This window comes from Actinoplanes awajinensis subsp. mycoplanecinus, assembly GCF_001509495.1.
Taxonomy (GTDB): Bacteria; Actinomycetota; Actinomycetes; order Mycobacteriales; family Micromonosporaceae; genus Actinoplanes; species Actinoplanes palleronii.
In genome coordinates, this window is sequence record NZ_LLZH01000234.1 from 79,748 (window position 1) to 102,503 (window position 22,756).

General features: G+C 72.4%; 23 protein-coding genes and 1 riboswitch. Of the genes, 15 read left to right on the forward strand and 8 right to left on the reverse strand.

Going from position 1 to position 22,756, the window contains the following annotated elements:
• Positions 1-118 precede the first annotated feature (118 nt).
• Entirely contained in the window at positions 119-454 is a 336-nt protein-coding gene (locus ADL15_RS23250; protein ID WP_067694925.1) for a Tn3 family transposase, read from the forward strand.
• Positions 455-574: 120 nt separating this feature from the next.
• Here the strand turns inward: ADL15_RS23250 and ADL15_RS23255 are convergent, their stop codons facing one another.
• Positions 575-1,207 (reverse strand): nitroreductase family protein, encoded by a 633-nt coding sequence (locus tag ADL15_RS23255; RefSeq protein WP_067694929.1) that lies wholly within the window; start codon positions 1,205-1,207, stop codon positions 575-577.
• A 23-nt stretch (positions 1,208-1,230) separates the two neighbouring features.
• Positions 1,231-1,623, reverse strand: a complete 393-nt coding sequence (locus tag ADL15_RS23260) for a MerR family transcriptional regulator (protein ID WP_067694932.1) — start codon at positions 1,621-1,623, stop codon at positions 1,231-1,233.
• Between the two features lie 434 nt (positions 1,624-2,057).
• Here ADL15_RS23260 and ADL15_RS23265 point away from each other — a divergent pair, with 434 nt between their 5' ends.
• From ADL15_RS23265 to ADL15_RS23285, 5 genes are all read left to right on the forward strand, one after another.
• Positions 2,058-3,596, forward strand: a complete 1,539-nt coding sequence (locus ADL15_RS23265) for a DHA2 family efflux MFS transporter permease subunit (RefSeq protein WP_083971630.1) — start codon at positions 2,058-2,060, stop codon at positions 3,594-3,596.
• Between the two features lie 2 nt (positions 3,597-3,598).
• Positions 3,599-4,933 (forward strand): NtaA/DmoA family FMN-dependent monooxygenase, encoded by a 1,335-nt coding sequence (locus ADL15_RS23270; protein WP_067694940.1) that lies wholly within the window; start codon positions 3,599-3,601, stop codon positions 4,931-4,933.
• Between the two features lie 105 nt (positions 4,934-5,038).
• Positions 5,039-5,785, forward strand: a complete 747-nt coding sequence (locus ADL15_RS23275) for an NADPH-dependent F420 reductase (RefSeq protein ID WP_067694943.1) — start codon at positions 5,039-5,041, stop codon at positions 5,783-5,785.
• 85 nt (positions 5,786-5,870) lie between these two features.
• Positions 5,871-6,404 carry a flavin reductase family protein gene (locus ADL15_RS23280; protein WP_083971632.1) on the forward strand — a complete coding sequence of 178 codons (534 nt, stop codon included), beginning with the start codon at positions 5,871-5,873 and terminating at the stop codon, positions 6,402-6,404.
• Positions 6,405-6,755: 351 nt separating this feature from the next.
• Entirely contained in the window at positions 6,756-7,376 is a 621-nt protein-coding gene (locus tag ADL15_RS23285) for a HEAT repeat domain-containing protein (RefSeq protein WP_067694949.1), read from the forward strand.
• A gap of 354 nt (positions 7,377-7,730) precedes the next feature.
• Here ADL15_RS23285 and ADL15_RS23290 read toward each other — a convergent pair whose 3' ends face one another.
• A complete protein-coding gene (locus ADL15_RS23290; RefSeq protein WP_067694952.1) occupies positions 7,731-8,420 on the reverse strand; it encodes a fibronectin type III domain-containing protein in 690 nt (229 codons plus the stop codon).
• A 230-nt stretch (positions 8,421-8,650) separates the two neighbouring features.
• Here ADL15_RS23290 and ADL15_RS56510 point away from each other — a divergent pair, with 230 nt between their 5' ends.
• Positions 8,651-8,782, forward strand: a complete 132-nt coding sequence (locus tag ADL15_RS56510; RefSeq protein WP_269748371.1) for a hypothetical protein — start codon at positions 8,651-8,653, stop codon at positions 8,780-8,782.
• A complete protein-coding gene (locus ADL15_RS23295) occupies positions 8,779-10,332 on the forward strand; it encodes a carboxylesterase/lipase family protein (RefSeq protein WP_067694955.1) in 1,554 nt (517 codons plus the stop codon). The genes ADL15_RS56510 and ADL15_RS23295 overlap by 4 nt, the downstream gene beginning before the upstream one ends.
• A 135-nt stretch (positions 10,333-10,467) precedes the next feature.
• On the opposite strand, the gene ADL15_RS23300 is transcribed toward ADL15_RS23295, so the two are convergent.
• The 3 genes from ADL15_RS23300 to ADL15_RS23310 form a co-directional block, all read right to left on the reverse strand.
• Complete coding sequence (locus ADL15_RS23300; RefSeq protein ID WP_067694958.1) at positions 10,468-11,598, reverse strand: FAD-dependent oxidoreductase; 1,131 nt, start codon at positions 11,596-11,598, stop codon at positions 10,468-10,470.
• A 193-nt stretch (positions 11,599-11,791) separates the two neighbouring features.
• Positions 11,792-12,331 (reverse strand): LuxR family transcriptional regulator, encoded by a 540-nt coding sequence (locus tag ADL15_RS23305; protein WP_067694961.1) that lies wholly within the window; start codon positions 12,329-12,331, stop codon positions 11,792-11,794.
• Positions 12,328-14,835 carry a LuxR C-terminal-related transcriptional regulator gene (locus ADL15_RS23310; RefSeq protein ID WP_067694964.1) on the reverse strand — a complete coding sequence of 836 codons (2,508 nt, stop codon included), beginning with the start codon at positions 14,833-14,835 and terminating at the stop codon, positions 12,328-12,330. The genes ADL15_RS23305 and ADL15_RS23310 overlap by 4 nt, the downstream gene beginning before the upstream one ends.
• Positions 14,836-15,014: 179 nt before the next feature.
• Between ADL15_RS23310 and ADL15_RS23315 the strand changes: the two genes are divergently transcribed.
• The 7 genes from ADL15_RS23315 (at position 15,015) to ADL15_RS23345 (ending at position 21,634) form a co-directional block, all read left to right on the forward strand.
• Entirely contained in the window at positions 15,015-16,547 is a 1,533-nt protein-coding gene (locus ADL15_RS23315) for a dynamin family protein (protein WP_067695383.1), read from the forward strand.
• On the forward strand, positions 16,535-18,343 hold the full coding sequence (locus ADL15_RS23320; protein WP_067694968.1) for a dynamin family protein: 1,809 nt from the start codon (positions 16,535-16,537) through the stop codon (positions 18,341-18,343). The genes ADL15_RS23315 and ADL15_RS23320 overlap by 13 nt, the downstream gene beginning before the upstream one ends.
• Positions 18,340-18,825 carry a hypothetical protein gene (locus ADL15_RS23325; RefSeq protein WP_067694972.1) on the forward strand — a complete coding sequence of 162 codons (486 nt, stop codon included), beginning with the start codon at positions 18,340-18,342 and terminating at the stop codon, positions 18,823-18,825. Before ADL15_RS23320 ends, ADL15_RS23325 begins: the two co-directional genes overlap by 4 nt.
• A 72-nt stretch (positions 18,826-18,897) precedes the next feature.
• On the forward strand, positions 18,898-20,277 hold the full coding sequence (locus ADL15_RS23330; protein ID WP_067694977.1) for an MFS transporter: 1,380 nt from the start codon (positions 18,898-18,900) through the stop codon (positions 20,275-20,277).
• On the forward strand, positions 20,277-20,633 hold the full coding sequence (locus ADL15_RS23335) for a GntR family transcriptional regulator (protein WP_067694980.1): 357 nt from the start codon (positions 20,277-20,279) through the stop codon (positions 20,631-20,633). Before ADL15_RS23330 ends, ADL15_RS23335 begins: the two co-directional genes overlap by 1 nt.
• A 62-nt stretch (positions 20,634-20,695) precedes the next feature.
• Complete coding sequence (locus tag ADL15_RS23340; protein ID WP_067694986.1) at positions 20,696-21,238, forward strand: GNAT family N-acetyltransferase; 543 nt, start codon at positions 20,696-20,698, stop codon at positions 21,236-21,238.
• A 21-nt stretch (positions 21,239-21,259) separates the two neighbouring features.
• On the forward strand, positions 21,260-21,634 hold the full coding sequence (locus tag ADL15_RS23345) for a hypothetical protein (protein WP_067694989.1): 375 nt from the start codon (positions 21,260-21,262) through the stop codon (positions 21,632-21,634).
• A 24-nt stretch (positions 21,635-21,658) separates the two neighbouring features.
• On the opposite strand, the gene ADL15_RS23350 is transcribed toward ADL15_RS23345, so the two are convergent.
• Together ADL15_RS23350 and ADL15_RS23355 are read right to left on the reverse strand one after the other, a co-directional pair.
• Positions 21,659-22,189, reverse strand: coding sequence for a GNAT family N-acetyltransferase (locus tag ADL15_RS23350; protein WP_067694992.1), 531 nt, complete (start codon positions 22,187-22,189; stop codon positions 21,659-21,661).
• Positions 22,190-22,325: 136 nt separating this feature from the next.
• Positions 22,326-22,640, reverse strand: a complete 315-nt coding sequence (locus ADL15_RS23355) for a DMT family transporter (protein WP_067694994.1) — start codon at positions 22,638-22,640, stop codon at positions 22,326-22,328.
• A 20-nt stretch (positions 22,641-22,660) separates the two neighbouring features.
• Positions 22,661-22,728, reverse strand: a riboswitch (guanidine-III (ykkC-III) riboswitch).
• Between the last annotated feature and the right edge of the window lie 28 nt (positions 22,729-22,756).

Below are 22,756 nucleotides of genomic sequence, written 5' to 3' on the forward strand. Positions count from 1 at the left end.
AGCCTTGTCGATCTGGCGAGCCGGTTCCTGGGCGTCGGTGGACACTCCGGCCAGCCCGACTAGATCCTCAGGGAGATCGGGTCCTCGTGCTACACGCTGGTTCTGCTGTCGGCCGGCGATGGCCGGCTACGGGCGCATCTTCAAGACCCGGCAGGTGTTCCACGGCCGCCGCGGCGAACTGCACCGCGCCTACCACGACGGCATGGAGGACCAGTACGGCGCGCTCGGGCTCGTGCTGAACTGCATCACCTTGTGGAACACCGTCTACCTCGACCTGGTTCTGGCCGGGCTGCGCGGGCAGGGTTATCCGGTGCTGGACGCCGACGTCGCCCGGCTCTCGCCGTATGTGCGTCACCACATCCGGGTCCACGGTCACTACACGTCCACCCTGCCCGACCTGCGCGGGCGCACCTGCCGGGCGCGGCGTGACCCGGACGCGGTGGACGAGCAGTAGCCGGTGGCTCGGCGAGCCGATAGCGCCTGCCCCGTCCGGTCTGCTCAGCTCCTGGCGTGCAAGCCGCCGACGTGTGCGCGTGCCGCGAGGCCGGCCAGATGATTGCCTACGAGACAGGCCTCAGACCCAGCGGATGACCTCGTCCGGGGCGGGTCGCCCGGCCGGCTGAAAATCCGTGCCCTTCGTGTACGCGACCGGTGTGAGCACGGCTTGCGCGACTGTTTCGTAGTCGAGTCCCAGGATGTCGGCCACGTCGCGTTCGCGGGCGAGGTGCATCGACGTCCACGCGGTGCCCAGTGCTCGGGCTCGGGCGGCGAGCATGAAGCTCCAGGTGGCCGGGATGACGTTGCTCATGCCGCCGACCGCCGACTCCCGGTTCGGTCCTTCGTTGCAGGCCAGGACCAGTACCGGTGCGTCGCCCAGGTGCTCGCCCAGGTAGTCGGCGGAGCCGGCCACCCGTTGCTGTACGGCGTCGCGGGCGTCGTCACCGGTGGGCTTACCGGCGTAATACGGTGAAGTCTTGTAGCCGGCGTACACCTCGCGGTAGACCTCGCCGACCGCGCGGCGTTTCGCCTCGTCGCGGATCACGACGAACCGCATGGTCACGATGTTCGATCCGGATGGGGCCTGCAGGGCCATCGCCACGCATTCGCGGATGGCGTCGTCGGGCACCGGCCGGGTGAAGTCGAGTCGTTTGCGGACCGCCCGCGTGGTGGAGAGCAGCTGGTCCGGGTTGAGATCGAGCAAGGTCATTGCGGTCGTCCTAAGGTCGAGGTTCATTGCGGTAGGCGGATCTCGGTCGTGGCGGCGAGGGATCGGTCCATGGCGGCGATGTACTTCGTCAGGGCGTGGCAGTGGTGCTCCAGCAGGGCGATGCGCTCGGTCATCCGGTCGCGTTCACGCACGAGCATCTCGCGTAGCTCAGGGTCGGGATCGGCGACGACGATCTCCTGGGGCTGGTTGAGGCACGGCAGCATGTCGCCGATGATGCGGGTGGGGATGCCGGAGTCGAGCAGGCCGCGGATCTTCTTCACGCGATCGACCAGGTATTCGTCGTACTCTCGGTAGCCGTTCTGCTGCCGCCGCGGCGTGATGAGCCCTTGCTCTTCGTAGTAGCGCAGCATGCGCGTCGGAACCTCGGTGCGTTTCGCCAGTTCACCGATCTTCATGACCACCTCCTCGGCAACATGATCACCTCCTCACCAACGTTACAGTCATGTCAAGGTTGACGGGCTGTGAGTGACCACTCGTCGCTCAGAGTTGACATTCACATGGTGTGAAGGTTGCACGATGGTCGCATGGTCCAGACCGGCAACCTCCCACGACGCCGCCCGCAGAGCGTGACACCGCAGACGATGCGATGTACCCGTACGGGCTTCGCGACGGGCGCTGCGGTCATGGCACGACGATCGGCGGCTGTCCGGGACGCAGTGCCACCCTCGGGCGGTTGCGGGTCTGTGCTCACCCGGTCCGGCCGCCGATCACGTGTTTGCCCTCCGTGCGCCGACGTGTCCGGCCCGGACCTGACTCCAGGCGCTGATGAGTCGCGCACGTCGCCCGATCGGTCTTCCTCTTCTCACCTCACGAGACAGCGAGAACGCACATGACCACCCCACCAAAACTTGACGTCGCCGCTGCGGCACCGAAGGTGCCCTCGGGCGACCCGCTTCCCCCGGGCGTGGCCCTGGTCATCGGGGTGCTGATGGTCTCGACGTTCATCGTCTTCCTCAACGAGATGCTCCTCGGTGTCGCTCTGCCCACGCTGATCGAGGACTTCGGCGTCAGCCCGAGCACCGGGCAGTGGGTCACGACCGGCTTCCTGCTGACCATGGCCGTGCTGATCCCGGCCAGCAGTTTCGTGATGCAGCGGTTCCACCTGCGGACGATCTTCCTGGTCGCGTTGTCGCTGTTCATCGTCGGGACGACGCTCGCCGCGATCGCGCCGACGTTCGGCGTCCTGGTGACCGGCCGGATCATCCAGGCGTCCGGCACCGCCGTCTTCCTGCCTCTGCTGATGACCACGACCATGCAGCTGGTCCCGGCCGCTCGCCGCGGCCAGATGATGGCGATCACGACGGCCGTCCCGTCCATCGCGCCGGCGCTCGGCCCGGCACTGTCCGGTCTCGTGCTGTCCGCACTGAGCTGGCGCTGGCTGTTCATCCTGATGCTGCCGATCGCCATCACCGCCCTGGCCCTGGGAGCGTGGAAGCTGCGCAACATCACCACCCCGGAGCCGGTGACCCTGGACCTGCTGTCGCTGCTGCTGTCCGCGGTCGGGTTCGGCGGCCTGGTCTACGGACTCTCCCTGCTCGGCGAGGCGTCCGCCGGGCACGCCCCGATCCCTCCCTACCTGCCGATCGCGGTGGGTCTGGCAGGCCTGCTGGCGTTCGCCCTGCGGCAGATCCCGCTGCAGCGCCGCAACAACGCGTTCCTGGACATGCGGATCTTCCTGCAGCGGTCATTCACCCTGCCGATCCTCGTGATGGTCTTCGTCGCCGGCAACGGGATCGGCCTGCTGGTCGTCCTGCCGCTGGTGCTGACCAACGTCACCGGCCTGAGCACCCTGCAGCTCGGCCTCTTCCTGATCCCCGGCGGCGCGGCGATCTCGATCATGGCGACGCTCAGTGGCCGGGTGTACGACCGCGTCGGACCGCGCCCGCTGGTGATCCCGGCTGCCATCGTCTGGCTGGCTGTCCTGTGGTTCCTCAGCCGCGTCGACGAGAGCACGAGCGTGATCACGCTGATCCTCGCCTGGCTGGTGTTCACCAGCGCCATGGCCACGATGTGGGCGCCGCTCACGACGGTGGCGATGGGCGCCCTGCGAACCGAACTGTTCCCGCACGGCTCCGCGGCTTTCGCCACCATCCAGCAGCTCGCCGGGGCCGCCTTCGGAGCGGTGTTCATCTCCGCGTACACCATCGGTTCCGGTGCCCGCGACGCCGGCGTGCTCAGCACGGACCAGGCCACGTCCGCCGGGCACGCCGCCTTCCTGACCGCCTGGGTCATCGGCCTGTTCGTACTGGTGGGTGCCCTCTTCATCCGTCGGACACCGAATCCGGCCGCCGACGGTCCAGTCCCGGGCGCACCGGTCGGCGGCGAGCCGGCCACCGACGCAGCGGTCGGCGAGACGGTGGCCCGGTGACCATGACGGACAAGAAGCTCATCCTCGGTATGGGGCTGATCGACGGATACGGTGGCCTGCACGGTGCCTGGCGTGCCCCGCACGTTGACCCTGGTACCTACGCCGACGTCGACGCCACCGTGCGTCATGCCAGAGCCGCCGAGCGCGGCAAGTTCGCCTTCCTGTTCACCCCCGACTTCCCCGCCGTACGCGCCGACGTCGAGCACTCGACGATCAGCAACCTCATGGACCCACTGATCCAGCTGGCCGCCGTGGCGCGCGAGACCACGAACATCGGCTTCGTCGCCACCGGGTCGACGACCTTCCAGGAGCCGTTCAACACGGCACGCCAGTTCAAGGCCCTCGACGTCATGAGCCACGGCCGCGCCGGCTGGAATGCCGTCACGACCAGCGATCCGGCCGTCGCCGCCAACTACGGCAGGCCTGTCGCCGACCGCGACGAGCGTTACCAGCGCGCCCACGAGGCCATCCAGATCGTCCAGGCACTCTGGGGCAGCTGGCAGCAAGACGCGTGGATCAAGGACCAGCAAGCGAACCGCTTCATCGACCCGTCGAAGCTGCGACCGGTCAACCTCCAAGGCGAATATCTCGCTTCGCGAGGACCCCTGGGTATCCCACCGTCGGAGCAGGGCCAGCCCGTCGTCTTCACCGCCGGCGGCCCCAGCCCGCATCTGCTGTCCATCGCGGGCCGCTACGCCAGCGGCTTCATCGCCGAGGTGTGGACCATCGAACAGGCATGCGCCCAGCGCGAGCTCGTGCGCAACGCGGCACGCGACGCCGGCCGCGACCCCGACGAGATCAAATACATCCCCGGCATCATGACCACCGTCGCACCGACAGTGCGCGAAGGCCTCGACCGCCGCCTGAAATATGCCGGCGAGGTCATCGAGGCCCGCCTGCCCCACCTCGGCGCGATACTCGGCATCCAGATCCACCCGGACCGGTACGACGAGCCCCTCACCCCGGAGCAACTCGTCTCCGCGCACGCCTCACCGAGGGACCCGCGATCGTCGAACGCTCTCGCGGTGGCCCGCCAGGGATGGTCCCCGCGCGACATCCTGGCCCACGGCGTGATCGACTTCCACCCCACCGTCGTAGGCCCAGGGGAGCTGCACGCCGACCACCTGCAGGAGTGGTTCGAGGCGGGAGCCGCCGACGGCTTCTGGGTGACACCCGACATCTACGAGGACGGCGTCGACGCCTTCGTCGACGAGGTCGTGCCGATCCTGCAGAAACGCGGCCTCTACCCCACCGAATACCCGGGCACGACCCTGCGCGCGAACCTCGGGGTGCCCCACCAGTACGGACCCGACCCGCGCCTCACAGGCGCCGAGTAGTGACCGGCCTCAGGTGACGCCGCGGATAGCTGACGACCGTTCGCGTGCTGCACCCGAGCCAGGACCACGAACGACACGCAGCACATCACTTAGGAGGAGTACTTCATGAAGATCGGCATCATGGGAGCTGGCAGCATCGGCAGCGTGCTGGCCCCGCGGCTGAGCGCCCACGGCCACCAGGTCACGATCGCGAACTCCCGCGGGCCGCAGACGATCCCCGCCGAGGTCCTCGCCACCGGCGCCCAAGCGGTGTCGGCGGGTGAGGTCGCCGCGGACGTGGACGTTCTTATCACCTCGGTCCCTCTCATCCGAGTGCCCGACCTCAAACCGCTGCTGAGCGGGCTGCCCGTTCACGCCGTCGTCATCGACACCTCGAATTACTACCCGGCCCGCGACGGGCACATTCCGGCCCTCGATCGCGGGCAGGTGGAGAGCCGCTGGGTCGGAGAGCACCTCGGCCGGCCCGTCGTCAAGGCGTGGAACGCCATCACGGCCCAGTCCTTCGTTGCCTACGCCAGCCCGAGCGGTACTTCCGGCCGGATCGCGATCCCCGTCGCCGCGGACGACGATGACGACCGGGCCCTGGGCATGCAGCTGGTCGACCAGACGGGTTTCGAGGGCTTCGACGCCGGCACCATCACCGACTCGTGGCGCCAGCAGCCAGGCAGTCCCGTCTACTGCACCGACCTCACCGCCGAGCAGATGCCCAGCGCACTCAGCAAAGCCATCGCCGAACGCTCCCCGAAACGCCGCGAACTGGCGATGCACGTCATCGCCGAACTGATGGGCGACCCCACCAGCGACCTCGGCAAGGACCTCCTGGTCCGAGTCAACCGCCTCATCTACAACTGACCCACGCTGCGGCCTACGCCCGGCCAGGCCACCTCAAGTCGCTCCGGCCGGGCGCACTGGCGTGACGGATTTTGGGGCTATCGACATGACTGGAAGCACAGACCTGAGCGCACCGGCCTCGGCAGCCGACGGCGCGCCCCCGGCACCGAGGGAATTGCGCCACGCGTTCGCGGGCTTCGCCACCGGCATCACGGTGGTCGCCGCGCTCGTCGACGGACGGCCGGTCGGCATGCTGGCGAACTCGTTCAGCTCGGTCTCTCTTGACCCGCCACTGGCGGCACTCAGTTTCGCGCGTACCTCGACGACCTGGCCACGTCTTCGCCGCGTGCCACAATGGGGCATCAGTGTGCTCGGCGAACACCACAAAGCCGACCTCGCACGACTCTCGCGACCCGCATCTGCACGATTCGACGGAGTCACGTGGAAAACCACGGACCACGGGGCCGTCTTCCTCGACCAGGTCACCACTGCCTTCCAGGTCAGCATCCAGACCGAGGTAGACGCCGGCGACCACGTGCTGACACTCCTGCGAATCCATGCCTTGCACCGCTCTCCCACCGCCGCCCCCCTCATCTTCTACAGCAACCAGTTGCACGGCCTCGGGACCGCACGGCTTTAATCCCATCGACGAGGCGAGTAAAGCCCGGCTGTCGATTTCTGAGGTGCTGTGCACGGCTGTCCGAGGTCCTCTGCACGGGGTAAAGATCAGAGCGTGCGAACGTTGAGGAGCCACAGAAGCGTCGTACCGGCAGGGCATGATCGCGGCGTGATGGAGATTTGTGAGCCCGGCGGAGAGCAGGACGTCCGGTGGGTGATGGCGGCACTGCGTGGGGCCGGCGCGCCGGAGTTGGACGCCGTTCCCTGGGGGGCGGTTCACTGACGAGTGCTGGGCACCCGACGCGGTTCCCGGCCTGCTGCGGGCGCTGTCTAATCCCGACCACGCTTCCAACAGCTCAGCGAGCTGTGGACCATGGTGCGCACCGAACAGGACCGCGAGACGATCGACGGGTACGGTCGCACCGTCGCGTGGACCTGCCAGGCGGCGCGGGAAGCGGTCACGGTCGACGCCCCGCTGCTGATCGGCCTGCTCGACGATCCGACTCCACCGGTCCGGGCGAACGCGGCATACGCCCTGGCGGGCGCGCTGATGCCACCGCCCGAGGTGACGGCCGCGCTGCGGGAGCGCCTCGTGGTCGAAACGTCCCCAGCCGTACGGATCAGTCTGGTGCTGGCTCTCGCGCAGTTGGCGGTGGAACACGCGAACTCGGACGTGGTGGCGTGGACGGCTGCGCTGTGGGCCGACCCGGGCAACCCGCCTGACGTGCGGTTCGCCGCCGCGTTGAGCTGGTTGTGCGCGACGACCGCGCCGGTGCCGGATCGGATGCTGGACTTGTTCACCGAGGTAGTCGACGCTCGCCTGGCTGAAGCGAGGGACGATGTGCCGTGGCCCAACCACCACCTTCGCCGTAGCGGGCTGGCCGCGTGGCTCGTCGCCGTTGAGGGCGAGTCGCAGGCACGGCCGGAACACGAGTTGTGGCTGAAGAGGCAGGGCGCCTTCGGCCAGGCGTGCACCCGGCTCTTCGACCTGTAGTCCACGAGCCATTCACCGTCAAACCGGCACGATTGACCCACCAGGTGCGATCAAACGGGTGGCGGGGTCACACGGCGCTCAGCCCCGTCACCCGTTGGCGCCCGGCACGATGACACCCACGGGCGCCCCGGGCCGGCATCCCGGCGCCCCGCACCCAGATGTCAGCGCTGGGAACGGCCCGGCTAGCTGATGCCACGCTGTGGTGGCATCGCGCCCTTCAACTACGGGGCGTTGTCGGCGGAGGCTTCCTCAGCTGCGAACACGCAACACTTGAATAGGCGCTCTCGCCAGTATCAACGGCCGTGGCCGGGCGGTGGAGGCCGCAGCCCTCCACCGCCCGGCGGTTGTCGCTGGTCAGCGTGCCGGGATCGTGAGCGTCACCGGCGCGCTCAGATCGGAGAGGTAGTTGCCGGTGCCGATGGCCTGAACGGTGAAGGTGTAGGTGTGTCCCGCCGCGACCCCCTCGGAGGCGACGAGCTGGCGCACGGTCACGCTGGTCTTCGACGTGGCCCACGCCCAGGTGCCGTTGGCGAAGAGCTGGTAGGAGACGTGGCCGTCGAAGACCGAGGCGTCCCAGGCGATGTCGGTGAGGACGCCGCCGGTGAGCACGCCACGCAGGTTGGCCGGCGCCGTGGGCGGCGGCCCGGTACGCGCCAGCGTCATGAACTGGGTCGACGCGGACGCCGAGGCGTTGCCGGCGAAGTCGAGCGCGCGCACCGCCACGGTGTACGTACGGCCGGCCGTCAGGCCACCGAACTGCACCGTCGGATCCGACACGATCTGCGTGTACGGCCCGGTCGTCTGGTTGATCGTGACCTCGTAGTAGAGCGAGCCCGAGTTGTCGGTCGAGGCGTTCCAGGTCACTGTCGCGGAGGTGAACGACACGTTGGACGCGGTGAGTCCGGTCGGCACGGTCGGCGGCGTCGTGTCGGCCGCCGCCCGCGCCGGACCGGCGCCGAGCAGGGTCACCGACGCCGCGACCGCCACCACGGCCGTGGCCAGCGCGCGCCAGACGCGCGGCAGGTGTGTCGAGAGACGATTCATATCGGTTGGATCTCCCATCTGGCTTCGTTTCCGAATGACCACACGCACCGTCGCATCCGGCTCTGGAACACGGCTGACGCGGCGCTGAAAGCGTCCGGCGTCTGACCACTGCCGGACGCGCGCGGCCGGCAGCATCAGGCCGTCCACATCACCGGGAACCGCCGCTCGCTCCCGGCGGTGGCACCGGAAAATCGGTCGTGGTACGCCGGGATGGCTGCCAGGCTGCCGTCATGTTGCTGAACCTGGCCGGGCCGAGCGGTGCGGCCGAGAGCACCGTGCTGCGGGCCGGTGCGCCGCCCGACCGTCCGGTCGTCCCGGCCGGCGCGGACACCGAGCGGTCCGCGGCCGGGGAGCGGTCGTGACCGCCACCGTCCGGGTGACCGGTGGCGCGGTGTCCGGTGCCGAGGAGCCGGGTCTGACGGTGTTCCGCGGGATCTCGTACGCGGCGCCGCCGGTCGGCGCGCACCGGTTCGCCGCGCCGCGGCCGGTGGACCCCTGGGACGGGGTGCGCCCGGCGACCACGTTCGGCCCGAGCGCCCCGCAGAGCGACGCGCTCGGCGGTGGCGCCGCGGTGCCCGGCGACGACTGGCTGACCGCCAACGTCTGGACCCCGGCGCTCGACCCGGCCGCGAGGCTGCCGGTGCTGGTCTGGATCCACGGCGGCGCCTACGTCGTCGGGATGTCGAGCCGGCCCGAGTTCGACGGCGCCCACCTGGCCCGCGCTGGCCGGATCGTCGTGGTCACCGTCAACTACCGCCTCGGCGTCGAGGGTTTCGCCCACCTGACCGGCGCAACCACCCACCCGGCGCCGGTCAACCGGGGGCTGCTGGACCTGGTCGCCGCGCTGCGCTGGGTGCGTGACAACGTCGCCGCGTTCGGCGGTGACCCGGGCCGGGTGACGATCGCCGGGGAGTCCGCCGGCGCCGGCTGTGTCGCCGCGCTGCTGGCCATGCCGGCCGCGGCCGGGTTGTTCCGCGCTGCGATCGCGCAGAGTGTCCCGGGCCCGTTCTTCACCCCGGCGCTGGCCGCCGACATCACCGCGGCGGTCGCGGCGCGGGTGGGCTGCGTGCCCACCGTCGCGGACCTGTCCGATGTCGATCCGGCCCGGCTGGCCGCCGCCGGGGACGCGGTCACCGCCGCACCCGCCGACCGCTGGGGGCCGGCCGCCGCCCGGCAGATCCTGTTCGCCCCGGTCGTCGACGGCGACACCCTGCCCGCCACCCCGTGGCAGGCCCTGGCCGGCGGCGCCGGGCGGGACGTCGCGCTGCTCGCCGGGCACACCCGCGACGAGCAGCGGCTGTTCACCGCGATGGCCGGGCTGCTCGGCCAGATCACCGCGGAGCAGGCCACCGCCGCCCTCGACCGGTTCGCGCCCGCCCCGGACGGTGCCGGCCGCTATCGCGCGGCGTTTCCCGAGGCGGGCCCGGACCGCCTCTACGAGCTGGTCCACTCCGACTGGTTGTTCCGGATGCCATCGGTACGCCTGGCCGACGCGCAGGTCACCGGCGGCGGCCGCACCCATCTGTACGAGCTGACCTGGCCGGCCCCGGGCCTGGGCGGGGTGCTGGGCGCCTGCCACGGCCTGGACGTCCCGCTGGTCTTCGGCAACCTCACCGGCACCCAGCCGGCGCTGCTGCTCGCCGGCGAGACTGGCGAAGCCCGCGAGACCGGCGAAGCCCGTGAAGCCCGCGAGGCCGGCGGGCCCGGCCCGGACGCGGTCGCCCTGTCGGCGCGGATGACGGCCGCGTGGATCGCGTTCGTCCGCGACGGCGACCCGGGCTGGCCCGCCTACACCGCGGCCGGCCAGCTCACCCAGGTCTTCGACACCCCCGGCACGGTCACCACCTACCCGGAGCAGGCCGCCCGGCAGATCTGGCAGTCCCACCCGTTCGCACCGCTGACTCTCACCTGAGCACCCGAGCTGCCCGGCCCGCTCACGAGCCCGCCGGCGTCGGCGGGGAACGGGTTGGTGACGTCCGCCAGGATCTTGTCGGCCAGCGCGTCGCCGAACTGGGTGACGCCCTCCCGGCGGCGCCGGGACCCGGGCTCAGTGCTGCCCGGCGCTGACGAAGAAGTCGACCAGGCCCTGTGGGGCCCGGTCGCCGAGGATGGTGTCGAGCAGTTCGTGGGCGTCCTCGTACTCGGCGGCGCTGCGCGGGAACATCACCGCTTCGTAGGCGCTCAGCGCCGCTTCCGGGTCGCCGGGGTGCGCGGCCAGGGCCTGGCCGAGTTCCGCGCCGTCGAGCATGGCCAGGTTGGCGCCCTCGCCGGCCGGCGGCATCAGGTGCGCGGCGTCGCCGATCAGGGTCACCCCGGGCGTACGGTCCCAGCGGTGCCCGTCCGGCAATGAGTGGATCATGCGGGGCGCCAGCGGGGTGTCGCTGCCGGTGATCAGCGCGAGCAGGTCCGGGGCCCAGCCGGCGAACTCGGCGGCGACCCGGCCGGCCGCGGCGGCGGTGTCGGTGAAGTCGATCGCGGCGACCCAGTCGGCGGGCCGGTTCAGCTGGGTGTAGGTGTGGATGATCCCGCCGGCCTCGCGGTGCGCGGTGATGCCCTGCCCGGGGGCGAGCGCGGCCATCGTCCCGGCGCCGACGAGCGCGGCCACCGCGGGGTGCCGGGTGTCGACGTCGTGCAGGTACGTCTCGACGAACACCGTGCCGACGTACCACGGGGTGGCCGCGGACAGCAGCGGGCGGACCTTGGACCAGGCGCCGTCCGCGCCGACCAGCAGCTCACTGGTGACCGTGGCGCCGTCGGCGAAGCTCAGCGCGTGCCGGCCGGCGCCGAGCGCGGTCACCGCGGTCAGTTTGCGGCCCCACTGCACGGTGCCGGCCGGCAGCGCCTCGATCAGGATCCGGCGCAGGTCACCGCGCAGCGCCTCGGGGCGCGCGCCGGTGCCGTCGTCGGGTTCGTCGAGCAGCACCGTGGCGTGCTTGTCGAGCACCCGCGACGCGGCGGCGCCCTCATGGATGATCGCCCGGAACGCCGCGGTGAGCCCGGCGGCCTCCAGGGCGACCTGGCCGTTGTGGGCGTGCATGTCGAGCTGCCCGCCCTGGGCGCGCGAGTCCGCGGACGGTTCGGCCTCGTAGACCGTCGCCGGGATGCCGTGCACGTGCAGGACCCGGGCCAGGGTGAGGCCGCCGAGTCCCGCGCCGACGATCGTGACCGGTGTCGTCATCTTGGTGTCCTTCGGGAAGTCGTCTGGAATGCCGTTCCATAACCATCCTGGAACTGTGTTCCAGGAGGTGTCAACGTGGTGCGCGCCACGGGAGAGGGCCTCGACGATGGTCGCATCACCGGCACGCGCGCTCACGCCGTACCGGAAAAGCAGTGACCGCAGGCGACAGCGGCCCGGACGCAGACGGCGGGGGTTATTCCGGCTGGCGCTGGCGCAGGTAGGCCAGCACGGCCTCGCGGGTGGTGCGGACCCCGAACAGGGTGCGGGCCTCGGCGATGCGCCGGTTCGCGGTGCGCAGCGACAGGAACTCGGCGGCGGCCGCGGCGGCGATGGTGTCCCCGGCGGCGAGCCGGTCGAGCAGGGCGCGCTGCTCCGGGATGAGGCTGGCGACCGGGTCCCCGCCGGTCTCCGGGGCGTCCGCGCCGCGCCGCACCGGACCGATCCGCCCCAGGTCGTCGACCAGGGCCCGCCCGGCCGGCGACTCGGCGTCACAGACCGCGACGATGCCGGTGCCGCGGGCCGCCGCCAGCACCGCCAGGCGCACCGTCTCGGTGTCGTCGTCGCCGATCCGGCCGTGCAGCACGATGTGCGCCGCGGCGACGTCCCAGGCCTGGTCGGGCAGGGCGAAACCGACCCGGGCGGTCCAGCCCTCCCGGGCCAGGCGGCGCAGCACCGCGTCGGCGTCGGCCGCGGTGGCAACTACGTGGCGTGGTGCGTCGGGCTGTGTGTTCACCGGCCATCCTCGCTGTTGTCGCTGGGATCGAGTCGGCTCGGGGGCGCGGCGAAGGCCAGCGCGGCGGCTTCGGTCCGGGTCCGGGCGCCGAGCTTGCGCATGCTGGCCCGGATGTGGGTGTCGACGGTCTCGGTGGAGATGCCCAGCTGCCCGGCGATGCGCCGGGTCGGTTCACCGGCCGCGACCAGCGCCAGGACGTCCTGTTCGCGCTGGGTGAGCCCGCCGTGCGAGCGGCGGCTGCGGGTGTCGCGGTGCACCCGGTGCTGGCGCAGGCCGCGGCGGGCCCGCCCGGCGAGCACGGTCAGCCCGGCCCGGTCGGCGAGGTCCTCGGCACGCAGCAGCGCGGCCACCGCCCGGTCCCGATCGGTATCGGTCAGCCCGGCGGCGAGCAGGCAGCGGATCTGTTCGCGCAGCACGATCGGCTGCCAGCTGTCCGCGGCGGCCGGGAAACCCTGGCCGACGGCCCAGGCGGTCAAGGTCCGCCGCGCCGGTCCGGGCAGTCCGGTGGGGATCGGAGCATTCTCGCGTACGCCGAGGTCGTGCGCCGCCCACCGCGCCGTGATCGCCTGCAGCCCGGACAGCAGCCCGGCGCTCTCCTGGTCGGCGCCGGTGGCATCGGCCCGGTCGGGTTGCCCGTCGAGCCAGGCGGCCTCGCGCACCACCCAGGCCACCGCCGGGTGCGCCGGCGCCCCGGCCAGCCGGGCCCGGGCGGCGGCCAGCAGCCCGGTGTCCGCCTCGATCAGCGCGGTCGCCGCGGTGGCGTAGCCGCGCGCGTCGTCGGGCAGCGCCAGGTCGGTGAGGTTCGCCGCGCGCCGCAGCACCCCCTCGACGCCGTCCCAGCCGGCCGGCGGGACCGCCGCGGCGTCCGGGCCGGTCTCGGGCAGGGCCGGGCCGTGCAGGGCCAGGGCCCAGTCGGCGGCGGCGATGAACCGGGTCTGCCAGCCGTAGGCGAACACCGTCGCGGCGGCGTCGGCGGCCCGCAGCGCCGCGGCGGCCGAGTCGACCAGGCGGCCGTCGGCGGCCAGGTGCTCGACCAGCAGCCACGCGCTCCACCGGGTGATCAGCGGGTCGCCGCCCGGGTCGGCGGCCTCTTCCAGGGCGGTGTCCCAGCCGGGGGTGCGGTGCGCGGCGCGGACCGCGGCCAGCGCGGCGGCGACCCCGGGCAGTGGCGCCGGGTGCCGGGCCGCGACCTTCTCGGCCAGGTCGAGGGCCGACATCGGCGTGGTGTCCAGGGCGGCGAGCAGCAGCACCCGGTCGCGGGCGGCGACCACGGCGACCGCGGCGGTGTCCGGCACGCCACGGACCGCGGCGCGGGCCTGCTCCGGCTGGCCGGCCTGCAGCAGCGCCTCGCCGTGCAGCACGGCGACCTCCAGCGCGAGGGGGGCGGCCGCGCCGGTCGGGCGGGCCCCGGCGGCGGCGAGCACCGCGGCGGCGTCGCCGGCGCGCCCGGCGATCAGGGCGGCGTCCGCGGCGGCGAGCCGGACCCGCAGGTCGACCGGGGTGTCCAGGCCGCAGGCGAACAGCAGCAGCGCGGCGCGTTCACCGCCGGCGGCCTGGTCGGCGGCGAGCAGCGCCTGCCGGTACGCCCCGGCGTTGTCGCCGGCGGCGGCCAGGTGCCGGGCGGCTTCGGCCGGCGGGGTCAGCTGCGCCAGGCGCTGGTGCATCTCGGCGCGGGCGCCCGCGTCCAGCAGGCCGGCCGCGGTCTCGGCGACGTACGCCGACACCGGGAACAGCGCGCCGCCGGGTTCGGTGTCGACCAGCCCGGCCGCCTGCAGGTCGCTGGCGCCGGGGCCGAGCAGCCCGGCCGGTGCGGGCCGGCCGAGCAGCCCGAGCGCGGCCAGCGCGGTGCGTGCCGGGCGGGGCAGGTCGGCCAGGGCGGTGGCGATCGCGTACGCGATCTGGTCGATGTCCTGGGCGGCCGGGCCGCGACCGGCGGCCGCCTGCCGGGCCAGCGCGATGATCGCCAGGGGGTTGCCGCCGGCCCGGGCGGTGACCGCGTCCAGGGTGGCCTCGTCCAGGCGGGCCGCGGTGCGCCGGGCCAGCGCGGCGGCCTCCTCGCCGCTCAGCGGCGCGACCGGCACCCACGCGGTGGCGGCGGCGCGCAGCGCGTCGTGCAGGTCGTCGGGCAGCCGGTGCGGGGTGCGCAGCGCGACCAGGACCCGGCAGGTGCGGGCCAGGTGCGGCAGCGCGGCGACGGTGGCCGGGTCGCAGTGCTGCAGGTCGTCGAGGACCAGCAGGCCGCCGCGAACCCGGGAGCGGACCGCCTCGGCGAGCAGGTGCACGTCGTCACCGGGCAGCCGGGCCCGCACCGCCCGGCTCAGCGCGAGCGCCGGCACGGTGGCGAGCATGGCCAGGCCACCACCGGCGTGCACCGGCCCGCCGGCCGCCGCGGCGATGCGGTGCAGCAGGGTGCTGCGCCCGCATCCGGGCGGTCCGGTCAGCACGACGAGGGCCGGGCCGTGACGCAGAGTGGAGGATGCGGCCAGGTAAGGCTCGTCCGCCACTAGTGTCCTCCTCGTTGCCTGGCACGAACTCGGGATCCCGCACGTGGCATCCGCGTCCGTAGGCTGTGCTGCGGGCAGGTGATCGCATCCTGCTCCCCAGCGAGAAAGGCCCCGTACGTGACGTCGACTGCCGCGTTCTGCACATTGTCGCTGACGGTGTGCTCAGCTGACGAGTCGTGGTGACCGGACCCCTCAGCGCCAGGCTGGCTACGCTGTGTCATGAGATCGTCACGGATTTCGGCTCCCAGGCTGGTGGCCAGCTACGACAGATCGAAAACCGTCTCCACGAGCCGTTACGCGTCGCGATCGCCGGGCGTCTGAAAGCCGGAAAGTCGACACTAGTAAACGCTCTGATCGGCAGGCGCGTCGCCCCGACCGCCGCCGGCGAGTGCACTAGGGTGGTGACCCGGTTCCGGTACGGGCCCGCCGACCGCATCGACGTGGTCACCCGTGACGGCGCCCGGCGCAGCCTGCCCCTCGACGACGACGGCATGATCCCGGCCCGGCTCGGCACCCCGGCCACCCGGATCGCCTACCTCGACGTCACCCTCACCGACGACCGGCTGCGCACCCTCACCGTCGTCGACACCCCCGGGCTGTCCTCCACCGACGTCGCGTCCAGCGAACGCGCCCAGCAGGTCGTCGGCGACGCCCCGTTCGACGACCGCATCGACGCCGGCTCGGCCGCCGAGGTCGCCGCCGCCGAAGCCGTCATCTACGTGTTCACCCAGGCCGTGCGCGCCGACGACCTGCACGCCCTGAACGCCTTCCACGACGCGTCGGCCCGCCTCGCGGCCAGCCCGATCAACGCGATCGGCGTCCTCGGCAAGATCGACACCCTGGCCGGCGGCGCCGACGACCCGTGGCCGATCGCCGGGCCCCTCGCCGCGTCCCAGGCGCACCTGCTGCGCCGCACCGTCGGCGACGTCGTCCCGATCGCCGGGCTGCTCGCCGAGACCGCCGGCGCCGGCCGGCTCACCGACACCGACCGCGACGCCCTGGCCCGGCTCGCCGCGCTGCCCGGCACCGAACTGAACCTGCTGCTGATCTCCGTCGACCTGTTCCGCAGCCAGCCCGCCCCGGTCGACGCCGAGCACCGCGAACGCCTGCTGACCCGCCTCGACCTGTACGGCATCGGCTTCGCCTGCGCCCAGCTGAGCGCCGAACCCCGCCTCGGCACCGGCGAACTCGTCCGGCGCCTGCTCGCCGCGTCCGGCATGCCCCGGCTGCGGCACCGCCTGGACCAGTCGTTCGGCTGGCGCTCCGACGCCATCAAAGCCGGCTGGGCACTGACCCGCCTCGAACGCATCGCCGGGCACACCGGCGACCCCGCGCTGCGCGCCCGGGTCCGCGACGGCATGGAACAGGTCCTGCAGGACCCGGCCTACCACCGGCTGCGACTGCTCGACGCCGCCCAGCGCGCCGCCACCGGCGCCGTCCGGCTGCCCGCCGACCGCGAGACCGAACTGGTCCGGCTGGCCACCTCCACCGACCCGCGCTGGATCCTCGACCTGCCACAGGCCGCCGACACCGACCTGGCCACCGCCGCGATCACCGCCGCCGGGCGCTGGCGCGCGTACGCCGTCGACGGCGCCGGACCCGCCCAGGCCCGCCTCGCCCACGTCGCGCACCGCGGCTTCCAACTCTTGGCCCAGGAGCTCCGATCAGCACCCGACCAGCACGAGCAGGGGGCACGGCCGTGCGCGACCTGACCGCCACCATGGACGCCGCCGTCCGCGACACCCTCGCCTACCTGCGCACCGCCGACATGGACGCCGCCGCCGACCTGGCCGAGCTGCGCCGCATCCAGCTGACCCGCCCCGGCATCGTCGTCGTCGGCGAAACCAAACGCGGCAAGAGCTCGCTGGTCAACGCACTGCTCGGGGTGCCCGGGCTGTCACCGGTCGACGCCGCCGTCACCACCGCCGCGTTCCTCGACTTCGTGCCAGGCCCGGCCTTCGCCGCCCGCGCCTGGCTGCCCGAGGGCGGCGAACCGGTCCCGGTCGACGACCTCGCCGACTGGGCCGCCGGCCGGCGCCGCGCCCGCCGCATCGAGGTCACCCACCCCGCGCCGCTGCTGCAGTACCTGAGCCTGCTCGACACCCCCGGCGCCGGCGGCCTCGACCCGGTGCACGCCACCGTCGCCCTCGACGCGGTGCGCCGTGGCACCGCCCTGCTGTTCGTCGCCGACGCGTCCGCCCCGCTGTCCCAGCCCGAACTGGACTTCCTGGCCCAGGCCGCCGCCCGCGTCGACGCCGTCGTCTTCGCCCTCACCAAGATCGACGCGTATCCGCAGTGGCGCCGCATCGCCGACGACAACCGCGCCCTGCTGCAGGCCCACGCCCCCCGCTTCGCCGCCGCACCCTGGTTCCCGGTCTCCGCCCGGCTCGCCGAACTCGCCCTGGCCGCCACCGGCGCCCAGCAGAGCACCCTGGCCGACGCCTCGCAGATCCCCGGCCTGCAACACGCCCTGATCGAACTCGCCGGCCGCGGCCACCAGCTGCAACTGGCCAACGTGCTGCGCGCCGCCCGCGGCGAACTCGCCCGCCTGGACACCCTCGCCGACGCCAAGGTGCAGGCCGCCACCGCCGACCCGGCCCGCCAGGCCCAGCTGCGCACCGACCGCGCCGAGCTCGGCGCCCGCAAACGCACCGAGGCCCGCCAGTGGACCCTGCTGCTCAACGCCGAGGTCCAGCGCGCCCGGGTGGCCACCGTCGGCGCCCTGCGCAGCCGGATCGCCGAGATCCAGCAGGACCTCAGCGTCCGGATCGAGAAACTGCGCGGCGAGCAACTGGCCAAACTGCCCGACGACCTCGACCTGCACCTGCAGGCCCTCGCCGCCGAACTCTCCGAACGCCTCGAGATCACTTTCGGTCAGGTCGCCGAGACCGTGCTGACCAGCGCGGTCGACGCCGACGACCGCGACGCCGTCCTCGGCAAGATCAACGCGACGTTGCGGCACGTGCTCGCCGCCACCCCGCCCCGCGACGGCTCCGGCGACAACATGCTCATCGCCCTGTCCGCCGGCGGCATCGCGTTCATGGCCGGCCGCGGCGCCGCCCTCGGCATGTCCGTGCTCGGCGTCGCCGGCGGCCTGCTCGTCCCGGTCGCCGGCCTCGGCCTCGGCCTGGCCGCCGGCGGCTACGTGCTCTACCGCCGCCGCGTGCACAGCGACCGCCAGCACGCCCGCACCTGGCTGCGCGACGTGCTCGCCGAAGCTCGCGCCGCGCTCGCCGACGAGATCACCGTCCGGTTCACCGACCTGCAGTACGCGCTCTCCGTCGCCCTCGACGACGCCGCCCAGCGCCGGCTGCGCGACCTGGACGCCCAGATCGCCGAGATCGACGCGGCCGCCGCCGAGGACGCATCCGGCCGCGCCAAACGGCGCGCCGCAGCCCAGCACGAGCTCGACACCGTCCGCGTACGACTCCGGCAGGCCGACGAGGCCCTGCTACGGGCACGCGCCCTGACACCGGCACCGATCGACGACGAAAGGCAGTCATCATGACCGACCACTGGGGCGGGTTCGACCACCACGACGATGACGGGCTGCCCGACTTCGGCGAGACCCACGACCTGCCCGACACCCACGAACTGCCCGACGTGCCGGTACCCGACCACGACCCGGACCTGCACGAGCTGCCCGAACTCGACCACCACGACCTCACCCACCACGACCCGCTCGACGACGACGGCCACGACCAGCCCGACCACGCGCACGACACCGTCGCGGCCACCGACGACTTCCCGCCCGCCCTCGACGTCGGCGACCTGCCCGAACCGGTCGACGGCTTCCCCTGGGTCGACGCCACCACCCTGGGCAGCGCCGACACCTACACCCCGCCGCTGGAAACCGTCGACCCCCTCGCCCTGGCCGCCCACGCCGGCGTGGAGATCCCCGACGGCGCCGACCCCTGGGCCACCCTGGCCGCCTCCGACGACCCCGCGATCAGCGCCCTGGCCCGCTGGTGGACACCCGGTGAACAGTGATCAGGGTCTCGTGCGCTGAGCGCGCGGATGGCATCATGTGCGCGCACCGACCCACACCCAGGAGCGCACACGATGGCCGTCACCGGCACGCCGACACCCGTACCCGCCGGTAAACGCGAGCGGCACGGCTGGTACCTCTACGACTGGGCCAACTCGGCGTTCCAGACCACCGTCATCACCGTGTTCCTCGGCCCGTTCCTGACCACGGTCACCGAACAGGCCGCCGGCTGCGCGATCGACGCCGACGACTGCAACGCCGTGGTGCACCCGCTCGGGCTCACCGTGGCCGCGGGCAGCTTCTACCCGTACGTCGTGTCGCTGTCGGTACTCCTGACGGTGTTCGTCCTGCCGGTGATGGGCGCGATCTGCGACCGGGCACCGCGCAAGAAGCCGCTGCTGGCCGGCGCCGCGTTCGTCGGTGCCGCCGCCACCATCGCCATGGGGTTCGTCACCGGCCAGCGCTACCTGCTCGGCGGCATCCTGTTCCTGATCGCGAACATCGCGTTCGGCGCCGCCGTCGTGGTCTACAACTCGTTTCTGCCGCACCTGGCCGAACCCGACCAGCGCGACCGGGTCTCCAGCAAGGGCTGGGCCATCGGCTACCTCGGCGGCGGCCTGCTGCTGCTGCTCAACCTCGTCGCCGTCACCGCGCTCAGCGAAGAGGGCAACCCGCAACGCACCCTCGACCTGGCCCGCTGGTCGATCGTCTCGGCCGGCATCTGGTGGGCCGCGTTCACCATCCTGCCGCTGCTCTGGCTGCGCGAACGCCCCGGCGCCGACGCCACCACCAGCCCCGGCGCCAACGTGCTCACCGACGGCTTCAAACAACTCGGGCACACCATCCGGCACATGCGCGCCTACCCGCTCACCCTGGCCTTCCTCGGCGCGTACCTGATCTACAACGACGGCATCCAGACCGTGATCACCCTGGCCAGCCAGTTCGGCACCGAGGAACTCAAACTCGAGCAGTCCACCCTGATCATCACGATCCTGATCGTGCAGTTCCTCGCGTTCGGCGGCGCCCTGCTGCTCGGCGCGCTCGCCACCCGCATCGGCGCCCGCAACACCATCCTGATCAGCCTCGCCCTGTGGCTCGGCGTGGTCATCGCCGCGTTCTGGCTCCCGGCCGGCGCCCCGATCCCCTTCATGATCCTCGGCGCCGGGATCGGCCTGGTCCTCGGCGGCAGCCAGGCCCTGAGCCGCAGCCTGTTCTCCCAGCTCATCCCGGACGGCCGCGAAGGCGAGTACTACGGCTTCTACGAGATCAGCGACAAGGGCACCAGCTGGCTCGGCCCGCTGCTGTTCGGCCTGGTCTTCCAGCTCACCGACAGCTACCGCCTCGGCATCGTCTCGCTCGTGGTGTTCTTCCTCGTCGGCGGCGTCCTGCTGGCCCTGGTCCCGATCCGGCGCGCCATCGTCGCGGCCGGCAACACCCCGCCGACACTGGTCTGATGAACCTCACCATCGACCCGGACGCAGCCGACCCGCCCTACGAGCAGGTCCGCACCCAGATCGCGGCACTCGCCGCCGACGGCACCCTGGCCGCCGGCACCAAACTGCCGCCGGTACGCCAGCTCGCCACCGACCTGGGGCTGGCCGCCAACACCGTCGCGCGCGCCTACAAGGAACTCGAACAGGCCGGCCTCGTCGAGACCCGGGGCCGGCTCGGCACGGTGGTCACCGCCCGCGCCACCGGGACGTCGCGGCGGGCCCAGGCCGCCGCCATGACGTACGCCGAAAGCACCCGCGCCCTGGGCATCCCGCCGGACACCGCACTCGCCCTGGTCAAAGCGGCCCTGGGGATCTGAACCGCCACCGGTAAACGGACGCGGGGCACATACGGCGGAAAACAGCCGATAGGGTCCCCCTCATGACGATCTATCGCCCCGCCGGACCGGACGACGCGGCAGCGATCGCCGCCCTGCACGCCGACAGCTGGCAACGCCACTTCCGCGGCTGCTTCACCGACACGTTCCTCGACGGCGACCCGCTCGCCGACCGCCTCCCGGTCTGGACCCGCCGGCTCAGCGTCCCCGGCCCGCGCCGCACCATCGTCGCCGACGACCACGGCCACCTCGCCGGATTCGTCCACTTCGTCGCCGGCTCCGACCCGCAGTGGGGCGCCGAGATCGACGAGATCCACATCGCGCACGACCGGCAGCGCCACGGCCTCGGCCGGGAACTGCTGACCCGCGCCGCCACCGCGATCGGCGCGGGCAGCCCGCTGTACCTGTGGGTGTTCGCCGTCAACCAGCCCGCGCAAAGCTTCTACCGGGCGATGGGCGCCACGGTCGTGGAGACCACCCGCTTCGACGGCGCCCCGGCCGGCGTGCTGCAGGGCACCCCGCAGGTGCTGCGCATGGCCTGGCCGGACACCGCCGCCCTGATCCCCGGCCGGCCGGAAATGTCGTAGGGCGCCGCTAGGGTTCCCGGCATGACCGAACGCCCCAGCCAGACCTGGCAGAACGCGAAGACCGCGGCCGTGGCCGCCGGTGTGCGCCCCGGCGAGTCCTACGCCGTCGACATCGACCCGGCCTTCATCGCCGCCGTCGACCAGGCCCTGGCCGGCTACGAGGCCGAGGTCCGCGCCCTCACCCCGGCCGCCACCGACGAGCAGATCTGGGCCACCGTCGAGCACGTCGTCACCGCCCTCAACCAGGCCGACGAGGGCATCGACACCATCGAGCGCGAAGAACTCGCCGAGTACCTCGACCACGTCCTCGACAAGGCCGGCATCGACGTCACCGCGCTGACCACCCGCCGCGGCATCGACCGCGCCGAACTCACCGACCAGTGGCGCGACTGGTGACCGGTGCCGCGACCGCGCGGCACCTCAGACGATCGGCTTGCGCATCCGGACCAGCGGCACCGCGGCGCCACCGGCCTCGTCGACCAGGCGCTCCACCGGCACGAACCCGGCCGCCCGGTACAACGGCTCACCCGACAGCGTCGCCATCAGCTCGAGGACGGTGAACCCCTCCGCCGCGGCCGCCGCCTCGCTGAGCCCGAGCACCAGCCGCCCGACACCGCGGCGCGCGAAGTCCGGGTGGGTGTACATCGCCCGCACCTTCGCCGGGTCCCGGCCCGGCTCGAGCAGCGCCGCGTCCCGCCCGGCTGAGTGATCACCGCCGTACAGCGTCGCCCGCCGGCTCCAGCCGCCGCAGCCGGCGATCCGGCCCGCGGACTCGACCACGAAGTACGTCCGGTCGTCGATCAGCGCCGTGTCGAGGCCCATGATCGCCCGGCTGGCGGCGATCTCCGCGGCGTCCAGGAACTCCTTCTGCAGTTCGGCTATCGACGCCTCGATCACCACGAGCAGGTCCGGCAGGTCGGCACGGTCGGCGAGGCGATGGGTGAACGACATGAGGGCTCCTGACCTCCGTACGAAAACAAAATCTTTATGGGTGTCGGCGAAGCCGTCCTTTGGGTGGTTTCCTCGGTGCGGCTTGCCGCACTACCTCTAGAGCGTCCTAGGATTCTAGGAAGAGATCGGACCGTGGTCAGTGGGCGTACTTCAATCCCACCACGCCACCGACCACCAGCAACAAGCAGACGACCCGCAGCAGCGACACGCTCTCGCCGAGCGCGACCATCCCGACCAGCGCGGTGCCGACCACCCCGATGCCCACCCAGACCGCATAGCCGGTACCGACCGGGATCGTCCGCAGCGCATACCCCAGGCCCAGCATGCTCAGCACGATCGCGACGCCGAACACCGCGGTCGGCAGCGGACGGGAGAACCCGGCGCTGCGGTCCAGAGCGATCGCCCACACGGTCTCCAGCACACCGGAGACGACGAGCACCATCCATGCCATGACTGACTCACCTCGATGAAAAGGCGGTCGTCTTGTCAGGCCGGGTACGACACGCAACTCGTCCGGGGCAGCCGCGTCGCGGTGCCGTGACAAACGCTAGCACTCCCGGCAGGATG

Excerpts from the sequence above, each read along its gene's own strand:
- ADL15_RS23330 (WP_067694977.1), top strand. The coding sequence starts at position 18,898 with ATGGCCGTCACCGGCACGCCGACACCCGTACCCGCCGGTAAACGCGAG.
- ADL15_RS23340 (WP_067694986.1), top strand. The coding sequence starts at position 20,696 with ATGACGATCTATCGCCCCGCCGGACCGGACGACGCGGCAGCGATCGCC.
- ADL15_RS56510 (WP_269748371.1), top strand. The coding sequence starts at position 8,651 with ATGTTGCTGAACCTGGCCGGGCCGAGCGGTGCGGCCGAGAGCACCGTG.
- ADL15_RS23275 (WP_067694943.1), top strand. The coding sequence starts at position 5,039 with ATGAAGATCGGCATCATGGGAGCTGGCAGCATCGGCAGCGTGCTGGCC.
- ADL15_RS23335 (WP_067694980.1), top strand. The coding sequence starts at position 20,277 with ATGAACCTCACCATCGACCCGGACGCAGCCGACCCGCCCTACGAGCAG.
- ADL15_RS23280 (WP_083971632.1), top strand. The coding sequence starts at position 5,871 with ATGACTGGAAGCACAGACCTGAGCGCACCGGCCTCGGCAGCCGACGGC.
- ADL15_RS23265 (WP_083971630.1), top strand. The coding sequence starts at position 2,058 with ATGACCACCCCACCAAAACTTGACGTCGCCGCTGCGGCACCGAAGGTG.
- ADL15_RS23325 (WP_067694972.1), top strand. The coding sequence starts at position 18,340 with ATGACCGACCACTGGGGCGGGTTCGACCACCACGACGATGACGGGCTG.
- ADL15_RS23350 (WP_067694992.1), bottom strand. The coding sequence starts at position 22,189 with ATGTCGTTCACCCATCGCCTCGCCGACCGTGCCGACCTGCCGGACCTG.
- ADL15_RS23285 (WP_067694949.1), top strand. The coding sequence starts at position 6,756 with ATGGTGCGCACCGAACAGGACCGCGAGACGATCGACGGGTACGGTCGC.
- ADL15_RS23290 (WP_067694952.1), bottom strand. The coding sequence starts at position 8,420 with ATGAATCGTCTCTCGACACACCTGCCGCGCGTCTGGCGCGCGCTGGCC.
- ADL15_RS23300 (WP_067694958.1), bottom strand. The coding sequence starts at position 11,598 with ATGACGACACCGGTCACGATCGTCGGCGCGGGACTCGGCGGCCTCACC.
- ADL15_RS23270 (WP_067694940.1), top strand. The coding sequence starts at position 3,599 with ATGACGGACAAGAAGCTCATCCTCGGTATGGGGCTGATCGACGGATAC.
- ADL15_RS23345 (WP_067694989.1), top strand. The coding sequence starts at position 21,260 with ATGACCGAACGCCCCAGCCAGACCTGGCAGAACGCGAAGACCGCGGCC.
- ADL15_RS23255 (WP_067694929.1), bottom strand. The coding sequence starts at position 1,207 with ATGACCTTGCTCGATCTCAACCCGGACCAGCTGCTCTCCACCACGCGG.
- ADL15_RS23250 (WP_067694925.1), top strand. The coding sequence starts at position 119 with ATGGCCGGCTACGGGCGCATCTTCAAGACCCGGCAGGTGTTCCACGGC.
- ADL15_RS23260 (WP_067694932.1), bottom strand. The coding sequence starts at position 1,623 with ATGAAGATCGGTGAACTGGCGAAACGCACCGAGGTTCCGACGCGCATG.
- ADL15_RS23355 (WP_067694994.1), bottom strand. The coding sequence starts at position 22,640 with ATGGCATGGATGGTGCTCGTCGTCTCCGGTGTGCTGGAGACCGTGTGG.